This window comes from Photobacterium arenosum, assembly GCF_014841115.1.
In the GTDB taxonomy this organism is placed as follows: Bacteria; Pseudomonadota; Gammaproteobacteria; order Enterobacterales; family Vibrionaceae; genus Photobacterium; species Photobacterium arenosum.
Map to the genome: position 1 here is coordinate 136,848 of NZ_JACYTP010000013.1, position 11,401 is coordinate 148,248.

At 45.9% G+C, this 11,401-nt stretch carries 10 protein-coding genes; 3 read left to right on the forward strand and 7 right to left on the reverse strand.

Features of this window, described 5'->3' with window-relative positions; genetic code table 11:
* Window positions 1-37 precede the first annotated feature (37 nt).
* Window positions 38-1,174 carry a ParB/Srx family N-terminal domain-containing protein gene (locus IFO68_RS17755; protein ID WP_192017153.1) on the forward strand — a complete coding sequence of 379 codons (1,137 nt, stop codon included), beginning with the start codon at window positions 38-40 and terminating at the stop codon, window positions 1,172-1,174.
* A gap of 42 nt (window positions 1,175-1,216) precedes the next feature.
* Here IFO68_RS17755 and IFO68_RS17760 read toward each other — a convergent pair whose 3' ends face one another.
* The 7 genes from IFO68_RS17760 to IFO68_RS17790 all read right to left on the reverse strand — a co-directional run bounded on the left by IFO68_RS17760 (window position 1,217) and on the right by IFO68_RS17790 (window position 6,790).
* Window positions 1,217-1,594: a TonB-dependent receptor gene (locus IFO68_RS17760; RefSeq protein ID WP_192017154.1), complete on the reverse strand. Its 378-nt coding sequence runs from the start codon at window positions 1,592-1,594 to the stop codon at window positions 1,217-1,219.
* A 181-nt stretch (window positions 1,595-1,775) separates the two neighbouring features.
* Window positions 1,776-2,546, reverse strand: a complete 771-nt coding sequence (locus IFO68_RS17765; protein ID WP_192017155.1) for a GNAT family N-acetyltransferase — start codon at window positions 2,544-2,546, stop codon at window positions 1,776-1,778.
* A gap of 55 nt (window positions 2,547-2,601) precedes the next feature.
* Window positions 2,602-3,240 carry an HAD family hydrolase gene (locus IFO68_RS17770; RefSeq protein WP_192017156.1) on the reverse strand — a complete coding sequence of 213 codons (639 nt, stop codon included), beginning with the start codon at window positions 3,238-3,240 and terminating at the stop codon, window positions 2,602-2,604.
* Between the two features lie 44 nt (window positions 3,241-3,284).
* A complete protein-coding gene (locus IFO68_RS17775; protein WP_192017157.1) occupies window positions 3,285-3,665 on the reverse strand; it encodes a SpoIIAA family protein in 381 nt (126 codons plus the stop codon).
* A 169-nt stretch (window positions 3,666-3,834) separates the two neighbouring features.
* Window positions 3,835-4,371, reverse strand: a complete 537-nt coding sequence (locus tag IFO68_RS17780; RefSeq protein ID WP_218384682.1) for a GNAT family N-acetyltransferase — start codon at window positions 4,369-4,371, stop codon at window positions 3,835-3,837.
* Window positions 4,372-4,645: 274 nt separating this feature from the next.
* Window positions 4,646-5,092: a YaiI/YqxD family protein gene (locus tag IFO68_RS17785; protein ID WP_192017158.1), complete on the reverse strand. Its 447-nt coding sequence runs from the start codon at window positions 5,090-5,092 to the stop codon at window positions 4,646-4,648.
* A gap of 102 nt (window positions 5,093-5,194) precedes the next feature.
* On the reverse strand, window positions 5,195-6,790 hold the full coding sequence (locus IFO68_RS17790) for an ABC-F family ATPase (protein WP_192017159.1): 1,596 nt from the start codon (window positions 6,788-6,790) through the stop codon (window positions 5,195-5,197).
* A gap of 610 nt (window positions 6,791-7,400) precedes the next feature.
* Between IFO68_RS17790 and IFO68_RS17795 the strand changes: the two genes are divergently transcribed.
* Together IFO68_RS17795 and IFO68_RS17800 are read left to right on the forward strand one after the other, a co-directional pair.
* Window positions 7,401-8,840, forward strand: coding sequence for a glyceraldehyde-3-phosphate dehydrogenase (locus IFO68_RS17795; protein WP_192017160.1), 1,440 nt, complete (start codon window positions 7,401-7,403; stop codon window positions 8,838-8,840).
* 513 nt (window positions 8,841-9,353) lie between these two features.
* Window positions 9,354-11,027, forward strand: a complete 1,674-nt coding sequence (locus tag IFO68_RS17800; RefSeq protein ID WP_192017161.1) for an amidohydrolase — start codon at window positions 9,354-9,356, stop codon at window positions 11,025-11,027.
* Window positions 11,028-11,401 lie beyond the last annotated feature (374 nt).

Below are 11,401 nucleotides of genomic sequence, written 5' to 3' on the forward strand. Positions count from 1 at the left end.
AAACTCAATTTGCTACCCTTATCAGTGAGGAGCTCTCATGCGATTACATCGTACTGCCTGCTTAGTTTTTGCTTCCATGTTAGGTGCTGCTGTCACAGGTTCTGCACTTGCAGCTCAGGAAGAAAAAGCAGCCGCAAAAGCACCCAGTCAGGCCGAAAGCGATGACAGCAACAAAAACAACGAGGATAATTCTATTCAAGTGGGCGACGTGCTGACGGTTAAACTGGATGCACTGTTACCAACACAACCTGTTCTTGCTTTTGACAGGGTGTTTGCCAGCCTGGGCCGTTACGAAGCACGCCCGGCCCAAATGTTTGATGACCTTTGCCTGACTAGCGGAGGCAAAGGTGTGAAAACATGGGATCACCAGTCTAAACCGACCGATCTGGAAAGCTATACTTGCCAAGAACCGCCAGGCAGCAATCAGGATGCCCTGCCTACCGTGCTGCTTGCGCCGGACGGTAAAACCCTTTACCTGCTCTCTGGTCATCATATTCTGACGACATTCTGGGATATGCCTAACGGTGGAACCAGTGTTCCTGTAAAAGTGAAAGTCACACAAAGCCTGGCCGGCGATGATATTGATGAAGTCTGGAATGCGATGAAAGAAGCTGGGCAATTCTGGCTGTTTGATACCCGTGGCGAAAAAATCAAACCTTCTGAGTTACCTGAGTATCTGGGTATGAAGCAGTTAAAGCATGATAAATATTTGTCACTGGTCTTTTTCCTGCGCAATATCGCTTACAGCGATCCCGATAAAGGCAAAACGGTGAACCCTCTGATCCGGCCTATGTCTATTCCCTATATGCAATATCACTGGGCCCAGTATCTGCGTAAAAAAATGAAGGTGTCGAGTTACGACCTTAACGACCCCGATGAATACACTGCTGCACTTAAAGAAGCGGCAAGCCTTATTGTGGCGGCGGCAGATGATGAAAACATTGCCTCATCAGGCAAAACTGCGAAAGAATTGGGTCAGTTTGATGAAGTCAATACCAAAGCACTGGATTCATTACTCACCCGGCCGACCTCAAGCTGGAGCTACGCATTAGCCTATCGCCAGCGTGAAAAAGAAGAATCCACACCAAAACGCATTCTTGAAGAGCAAAAAGCGAAAAAAGAAAGCGCCAAAAAAGAGGTTGCACCTGCAAGCGCCGAGAAAACTGAGAACTAAAGGCAGTATTATGCAATCAGGGCGAAACTCACCTCGCCCTGATTACTGACTTTTGCCTGATGTCATAAACAAAACTGTCATCAGAATCATTCCCACCAATACTGCCACCGACGCCAATGCCAGAATCGGATCCAGCACATCCGCTTCAGCGACATTGCCATACAGTAGAAATAGCCCTACAACCAACACCAAAATGCCTGCCTGATGGACATAAAACTGAATCTGGGATAAAGCACTTGAGCCGTTTGTCAGCCATAATCGATGGCACAAACCATAGATGAAAGACACAACAAAAGCGGCCAGCATGATATGAGCATGTGTCACCCTTTGACCATGGTTATGAGAAGCAGCCATGTAGATGCCTAACAACAGCCCGAGGATAGCGTAGATAAAGCTGGTAATAACGTATTTCCGGTCCATGCGCCCTCCGACCTCATGCAATTCAGGCTGGATAGCACGAATTACCGGATGCTATCCGTCAAGATCAGAATAGATAAAGACATGGGTGATCGATGGATAATTTTCGCGTTTTTATCTCCGCCATCTTGCAATCAATCGTGGAAAATAGGCCGAAAAATGGTGACAGGCAGGTATTTGCCTGTCAGTGATTAACGTCAAGAAAGTATGGCGTCGTTTCTGCTATGAACCTAAAGCCGTGCTTTTCTACAATAGGCCGGCTCATAGCGGATGCATCGATAGTGAGGTAGCGAATTCCACGTTGTTTGGCATCATTAATCCTCCGGTGCAGTAACGCTGTGTAATAACCTTTGCTCCTGTATTCGGACAATGTGCTTCCCCCCCAAATGCCGGCAAACGGGCTGTCGGCGCTGTATAAAACCCAGGCCGACGAAACGGGAATATGATTATCATAGATAACATAAACAGCGACATCTTCTGGGCAAGCCTGCTTAATCTGGTGTAAATGAAAGGCATGACTTGTATGATCTGTACCCCACACTTTTTCCTGCACAGACATGGCTTCACGAATACCATCAAGATCATAAACTTCAGTTATGTCCGCAGTCACAGGCAAAATATTTTGTATGCTGTCCAATTCCAGCACCATAAAGGACTCAGAATCCTCCTGAGTAAAACCTTGTTCTATAAGGTGTTTGCCTATATTAGCGGGTGAGTCTGTGGAATAGGTTTTCCATTCAAAGGATTTCTTCTGTTCTGAAAAGAAGTGAATTTCTTTTTTGATCGCCGGCATTGCCTGCTCTTCATCAAAGTGGAAATACGTAATGTAGCTGCCCTGTGGCTCGGGTGAGACGCATCGGACAACCGACCCATTCACTTGCTTTTCATAGCCGGGCACGGATTGCCCTATACGTTCAAACTGATTGTATAAAGCCATAATTTCCTTTTTATCCATTTAGCTTCCTTGATGTGATGGCCGAATGCAGACGGCTTGTTATTAGTGTATCGCCCTACCGGTTAGTAATGTAGTACAGCGCCTGATCGTCACTGTGATAGTCATGAATGGTCTGACAGTGACTGACTTTATTCCCAACGATAACCAGATTAACACCCAGCTCCTGGCACGTTCGAACGTCCCATTCGGCATCACCGAAATAGGTCAGTTGTAAATCCGTATCGCCCGCTCTCTCCCGGGCGAGTTCCATGATACGAGCGCGGGAATAATGATCGTCTGATGACGCCATACTGACATCATTAATGTTAAAGCCTGCAGATATCAGCTTCATTCTTGCCGTTTCCCGCCAGCCACCTGTTGCCAGAGACACAATAAAGCGATCATCGCCCAGCAAACGATGAAAAAATGCTTTGGCTCCACTCACCTCTAGTGCAGGGCGATTGCTCAAACGCTCCCTGATATTCTGAATGAAAACCGCTTTTACTCGCCTCTCAAGATCAACAAGCTCTTCATCTGGCGCCTGAATTTCAATAAAAGTGCGAAGGATCCCCCTGTCGGTAGCATGCGGATAATCACTCCAGCTTTGATATAGATCCAGACCAGTTACCGACTTCACCGCCTTAACAAAACAACTTTCATCAAACTGGCTGGACTGAATTAATGTATCGTCCACATCAAACATTACATGATACATATAATTAATTTGTTCCTTCCGTTGGTATCCGGCTCCACAGACTCTCACGAGTCCGTGCCGAACCCTTCCAGCCATGCCTCGGCCTGGTCACGCTGATCGCGATTAAAGGATTTAATCGTCAGACCAGGAATCAAGAAACCTTCGGCTTCGCTGACTTTTTTGACCCAGTTTGTATCAGATAACACCGCTGCACGGTCAAATTTACGGATAAACCTCATCATTGATGGAAAGCGTGACAATTCAACACCAATCGCCCCCATGGAAGGCAGCTGATATTCCACTATATCAAACAGCATTTTGCCATTCTGAATATCTGATGACATATTAAGCAGTTCATCTAACGCCGCTCTCATCTCTTCAGAATCCAGCTTACCGCTCATTTCAATGTCGAGCCTGTCATTACCCACTTTTTCAACAGTAAACATATTGCCTCCAACGTGTCATTGTGCAGCATTTACCTGTAAGTATTGCTCAAAAACCCCTTACACGAAGAAACTGTGGCGTCAGTCAGTAATAAGTCATCTTACAGGCCGTTATCATGGCAAAAAAGTAACAACGAACTTGCTGCTGTGTATTTGCAATAGTCAAACCCGCTCAAGCACGCCATTTTCTGGCAAGTAAACCATAAATCGCTGAATCTGACATTTTACCGTCGACAATCCACCTTTCTGCTAAATACCCTTCCTGTGAGAAACCCAGTTTTGTTAATACTTTTGCCGATCCTGTGTTATCCGGGTCAATTTCTACCTCCAACCTGTTGAGTTGCATTTCCTGAAAAGCAAACTGAATCAGGGCAGAAGCGACTTCCTGAACAAGGCCTCTGCCCCAGTGGGCTTTGGAAATACCAAAACCCAGCTCTGCCCTGCGCGAATCTTGGTCAATATTAAAGAGCATGCACTTGCCTAACAGCCGTTGCTCAGGCTGTTCATAAATACCCAATACCAGCTTTTCCGGCTCATCCAATGACGGTTTTGATGCCTGTATATAATCATTCGCCTCTTCAATGGATTGCCATGGGCTGCTATCCCAATATCTCATCACATCCGGATCAGAGAAAATATCAAACAAGGCCCCGGCATCACTCAGGGTCAGTGGGCGTAGTACGCATCTTTGGGTGGTCAGTTCAAGCACAGCTATTCCTTATTTTTCATAACCAACTCATCAGCATGAATTTTATTCATCAAAATGCAGGTGAAACAAGTTGTTTATTAAAAATAAGAGTCTGAGCGCATGGTATTTATTATTGTCCCGCCCGGTAAAGGGCATATCAGGCATAAAGAGCACGCATGGAGAGCACGTATGGAGAGCAAGCCTGGCATGAAGTGCAAAATCGAAATCATGCAATGGAAGAAAGAAGAATGGCAGGCCCCAATCAGCATAACAGGAGCCTGTATTACAGTGCTTATCAGCGAGCTTTTGCGAGGAAGACATCCAGTTTATTGGCAAATTGCTGTCTGTCAGCCTGACTGATAGGTGCCGGGCCACCGGTTTGGATACCGCTGCTGCGCATAGTTTCCATAAAATCCCGCATTTGCAGGCGCTGTTTAATCGTATCTTTACTGTACATTTCGCCACGTGGATTAAGCGCGTGACCACCTTTAGTAATGACCTCATCCGCAAGCGGGATATCGGCAGTAATCACCAAATCACCAGGCTCAAGCTGCTGAACGATATGATTATCAGCGACATCAAAGCCAGCCATCACCTGCACTGCTCGGATATGCGGTGACGGCGGGATACGGATGGCATGGTTCGCAACCAATGTCGTGCAGACGCCTACCCGATGAGCGGCACGAAAAATGATTTCTTTGATCACATTCGGGCAAGCATCAGCATCAACCCAGATATTCATGATGGTTTCCTTAACTCTGGTTCAGGGCACATTGGCCGTTCGGCTTCCTATTTTGCATAAAAAAAGCCGCCCGGAAAGGCGGCTGTCTTTAAAAGTACGGGATTAGCACTCAATGCCTTGCTTGTGCAGGTACTCATCATAAGTACCGTGGAAGTCATTTACACCGTCTTTGGTGATTTCAATAATGCGGGTAGCAACCGAGGATACAAACTGACGGTCGTGAGAGACAAACATCAATGTTCCTTTGTAGTTTTCCAGCGCCAGGTTGAGAGACTCAATAGACTCCATATCCATGTGGTTAGTTGGCTCATCCATTAACAGGATGTTTGGCTTTTGCATGATCAATTTACCGAACAGCATACGGCCTTGCTCACCACCGGAAATCACACGAACTGATTTCTTGATGTCATTCTGCGAGAACAGCATACGACCCAGAATACCGCGAACAACCTGCTCGTCATCGCCTTCATTTTTCCACTGGCCCATCCAGTCCAGCAGATTCATGTCGGTGTCGAAATCTGCGGAGTGATCCTGCGCGTAGAAGCCGATATTGGCATTCTCAGACCACTTAATCATACCACTCATCGGCGTCATAACGCCTGCCAGGGTATTGAGGAAAGTTGACTTACCGATACCATTTTCACCAATGATTGCAATACGCTCACCGACTTCTACCATCAGGTTAACGCCATTGATCAGGATGTTCTCACCATAACCCTGCTTCAGCCCTTCCACTTCCAGTGCGTTACGGAACAGTTCTTTTTCCTGTTCGAAGCGGATGAACGGGTTTTGACGGCTGGAGGCTTTCACTTCATCAAGCTGAATTTTATCAATCTGCTTCTGGCGAGAGGTAGCCTGTTTCGCTTTCGAAGCGTTAGCAGAGAAACGGCTGACAAACGTATTCAGCTCAGCAATTTGCGCTTTCTTCTTCGCATTGTCGGCCAATAGACGTTCACGGGCTTGAGTCGCTGCCACCATGTATTCATCATAATTACCCGGGAACAGACGCAATGCACCGTAGTCCAGATCCGCCATATGAGTACAAACAGTGTTCAGGAAGTGACGGTCGTGCGAAATAATGATCATAGTGCAGTTGCGCTGCATCAGAACCTGCTCTAACCAGCGGATAGTATTAATATCCAGGTTGTTCGTTGGTTCGTCCAGCAGCATGATTTCAGGATCAGCAAACAGCACCTGAGCCAGCAGTACCCGTACTTTCAGACCAGGTGCCACTTCGCTCATCAGGCCAAAGTGCAGGTGCTCAGGAATACCCAGCCCAAGCAGCAATTCACCCGCGCGGGCTTCAGCAGAATAACCGTCCATTTCAGCAAAGTCGGTTTCCAGATCGGCAACACGCATACCGTCTTCTTCAGACATTTCCGGCAGCGAGTAGATACGATCACGTTCCGCTTTGATTTCCCACAATTCTTTGTGACCCATAATCACGGTGTCAACTACAGTGAACTCTTCAAAAGCAAACTGATCCTGACCTAACTTCGCCATACGCTCGTTAGGATCTTTACTGACCACACCAGCAGAAGGCTCCAGTTCCCCACTCAGGATTTTCATGAACGTCGACTTACCGCAACCGTTAGCACCGATCAGGCCGTAACGGTTTCCTTCGCCGAATTTAACGGAGATGTTTTCAAACAGAGGCTTATCGCCAAACTGCATGGTGATGTTCGCTGTTGTGATCAAAATAGGTTCCTACAACAATAATCAGACATGAAAAAAGCTGCCTGATAGCATTGGCAGCTTTTCATCGGAAATTGGCGAGCATATTAACAGATGACGTGAGTTTTATCACGCTTTGTCTGTTCACTGAAGAAAGCGTCCGACAGTACACAGAGACGACAAAAGCGGCATTCTGCCTGAGCGCTACCAATGGCAAAACACTTTACTGACTAAAATATCACCGAATACTGAGAAAAAACTTACCAGCAAGCTGGTGACAGCGATTTCTGCAGGGCTTGACACCGTTTTGGCGGCGTCACCTGATTTTTTTTGTAAAAATACCAACTTTATTGAAGAGTTGTTCCCTGGCAGCCATTTTTTCTTGTTTTATTACAATCATCCTAATATTACTTAAAAAATAAGTTATTTCTTACCTCACACTTATTCCAGCATATCACTCTGAGCAAACGACCAAGATCACAAGTTACAAAAGATCTAGATCACAAATACAAGTGATTAATTTTACTAGGATAATAACCCATGCACCGTTACAATCCCTGCCCATAAAAACGATAACAGCTCACAGGATAAATGCCTGTTTTTCTTCCCAATATGTGAAAGGTCCTAAGTAAAGATGAGTCCGGAAAATTACCTCCTAGACTGGCAAACAAGTCAAACTAATGCTGAATCCATCTCACCAATTCTTGGCCAGCTATATCGACAAAAAGGCGTCGAAGTGCTGTTGTTCGGTCGTCAGGTAGTCAATGCCTCTGTTATCGACCTGATTAAAGCCCACCGTGTTGGTCGCCGTTATACCGGCTCTGATATTTCCCCTTCCCTGACCCTGCCATTGGTCGAAAAGCTGAACGACATGGACCTGTCGCCTTGCCGTATCGATATTGGTCAGCTGGCACATGCGTACTGGAAAGATCACAATGACGAAAGCCATCTGGACGATTTCCTGACAACGGCACTGGCTGAATCCCTGAGCAGTACACAAACGCTGCAATCACGTGATGTCGTGCTTTATGGCTTCGGACGGATTGGCCGCCTGCTGGCTCGTCTGCTGATTGAGAAAAGTGGCCCAGGCTACCCATTGCGCCTGAAAGCGATTGTGGTCCGCGGTGGTAAACATGGCGATCTGGAAAAGCGCGCCAGCTTGCTGCGTCGTGACTCTGTACACGGCCAGTTTAACGGCAGCATTACTGTTGATGAAGAGCGTAAAGCCATCATTGTTAACGGTAACTACATTCAGGTTATTTATGCAAACAGCCCGGCGGATGTAGATTACACCACCTACGGCATCAACAATGCGCTTGTGGTCGATAACACAGGTATCTGGCGTGATGCTGACGGCCTGAGCCAGCACCTGAAGTGCCCGGGTGCAGCGAAAGTGCTGCTGACTGCGCCGGGTAAAGGTGAGATCAAGAACATCGTATTCGGTGTGAATGAAAAAGACATTCTGAGTGAAGATACCATTATCTCAGCCGCGAGCTGCACCACCAACGCCATTACACCGGTACTGAAAGCCGTTCATGATAAGTACGGTGTACTGAACGGGCACATTGAAACTGTTCACTCTTACACCAACGATCAGAACCTGATCGACAACTTCCATTCCGGCGAACGTCGTGGACGCTCAGCATCACTGAATATGGTACTGACTTCTACAGGCGCAGCCAAAGCGGTGGCGAAAGCACTGCCTGCACTGGCCGGTAAACTGACAGGTAACGCAATTCGTGTCCCTACCCCGAATGTGTCCATGGCCGTGGCTAACCTGAATCTGGGTACTGATGTCTCTGCGGAAGAACTGAACATCTACCTGAGAAACGTCGCTTTGAATTCGGCTTTGTCTGGTCAGATAGATTACACCCAATCGACTGAGATTGTATCCAGCGACATAGTAGGCTCTCGCCATGCGGGTGTTGTCGATGGTGCGGCAACTATCGCACAAGATAAGCGCTGCGTGCTGTATATCTGGTATGACAACGAATTTGGCTACAGCTGCCAGGTCGTTCACTGTATGGAACAAATGATGGGCGTTCGCTATCAGACCTTCCCTGCACTGAAATAAGCCCTACACAATAATAACAATATTCTCTTGCTGAACTTTAGCCGCCTGGTAATAACTCACACAGGCGGCATTTTTATTTCCGTGGAACAGGAATCAGAAAAGCCAGTAACAATTAATCCGCAAAACCAACAACTACTTTTTCAATATCCGCTTCGCCGCTCACGCCTGTATAATCAGACAGATTATCTTCGATACTTGCATTACTGCCCTGGAAGTAGGTCTCGCCATCTGGCACTTGGTCAAAACTTACGAATGTTACGGGTGTTGCACTTATTATCTGAATGCAAGATTTGGTCGGCTAAACTCACAACTGAACAAAATACTATTAGATTAATTACTTTAACAATAGTGAAATTTATAACAATAAGTAACTTGAAACCTGATTTGAACAGACTATCCAAAAACTCTGATACTCACTATTTTTCTATTATTTTTTGACTGCGGTAAGCTTTCGTCAAATCAACGAAACACTTTCTATACTCACAAATATTGTGGGGCATTAAAGGATCAACAATGAGCCGAGTTTACTTACTTGCATTAACAGCGAGCTTAACCATGAGCCCAGTTTCTCTTGCTGCTGAGCAAGCGGATGTGATTATCACTAACGCGAATATTTACGGATACAACAATGCAGATACTATTGCAATTGACAATGGCAAAATTGTGTACGTTGGGGATGTATCCGAAGTCAATGCCTATCTCAGCTCGACAACCAATATGATTGATGTTGAACAAGCCTTTGTGATGCCAGGCTTTATCGATAACCACAACCATGTGTTTGAAGCGGCTTCAGAGGCTGGAGGTAATTGCGAGCTGAGTATGGATGCTTCGTTGGAAGAGCAGATTCCTTATCTGAAAACGTGTCGTAAACAAGCTAAATCGAATGAATGGCTGATGGGTTATGGCTTTTCTCTGGATGCTATTTTAAGCGATGACAACCGCTACACACCCTTAGAAGTGATTGACCGTATTTTCCCGGATCAGCCTGTAGTCATTATGGAGCAAACTTCCCATTCTATGTGGGTGAATTCAGCAGCCCTTAAGCTAGCAGGAATCACCAAAAACGCCACAGAGCCACAAGGAGGCAAGATTCTCAAAGACGAAGAAACCGGCGAACTTAATGGCATTTTGCTTGATAACGCGGGCGACATTGTTATGGAGATGGCATGGAACAGCTTGGAGAACCAGTTTGACCAAAGTTACGAAGGCTTAATGGCTGGTCTTGAAGAAGCTGCAGCACATGGCATAACCACAATTGGCGACGGTCGACTGTATTGGAAGCGTGGCTGGTATGAGGTCTGGAAAAAAGCAGAAAAGGAAGGAGACCTAACAGCTAGAGTGTCGCTTCGCCCGTGGATTTATCCGGCTGATTCCGTGGAGCCACAGCTTGCATTTTTGAAGAAAATTCAATCCAGCGACAAGTCTCGTTTACTGCTGGTTGATCAAGTGAAAATGTATAGCGATGGTATTTTTATAAACGGAACAGCAAAAACGCTGGCTCCGTATCTGGACACCTATATTCCTGACGAGCCTTACGGCATTAACTATATTCCATCGCTGCAAATGAAGAAGTGGCTTGAAGCGCTATATCAGATTGGTTACAGCGCTCATATCCATGCCATTGGTGATGGCGGCATTCGTGAGTCATTAAATGCTATCGAATACATCCGTAATCAAGGGGCGTTAAAGCCTTATACACTAACCCATGTGGAGTTGGTGAACTCTGAAGATGTGCCTCGTTTTGCCAAACTGGATGTGACGGCAGATTTTCAGGTAGGCTCAGATTATGTGGCCTACCATGATCATCAATGGGCAGAAGTTTTTCTTGGTGCAAAGCGCACCAGAGCCATGATGAACCTGAAAGCCATCATTGATACGGGAGCTAACGTCACATTAAGTAGTGACTGGAATGTCCATGATATCAATCCATTAGTTGGTATCGCCAATAGCCTTAAAATGGGTAAAACAGGAATGCCAGATATTCATTCAGCGATTGATGCCTACACCATCAATGCTGCTGAAAGTTTAGGAATCAGTGATGTTTCTGGCTCGATAGACGTTGGTAAATCAGCAGACTTTGCCATCTTGGAACATGATATCACTCGTTTACCGATCGATAAGATTGCAAACACTAAGATCTTAATGACAGTGTTACAGGGCAATATAGTTTTCGACGCAGAAGAGTAATTAAAAAGGTGCAGGATGTGTCCAGCACCTTTTTCTTCCTACGGAGGTTAAGAGTGCTGCGTAAACGTTTCTATCTTGAAGTGAGCCCGAAACAACTAGTACTGCTGGTATTATTGGCGTGTTGGATCGACATACCAGAAAACTCAGCTCACTAATCAGCTTCAGTGAATTATGGCCCACTTAACTAAACGACTTAGTTTACAGGGATTTCTGAACTAATGATCTTGGCGATAACGGCCACCGGCACTACATTGTATTAGTTCTGACTAGATCTGACACTTCAATTTGAAATGAAGAGAGTTACCCACTTTGATTAAAGGTGCTGAATCCGTAATCAAAGACAATAAGAGGTAACTCTCATGCTTCATACTAGC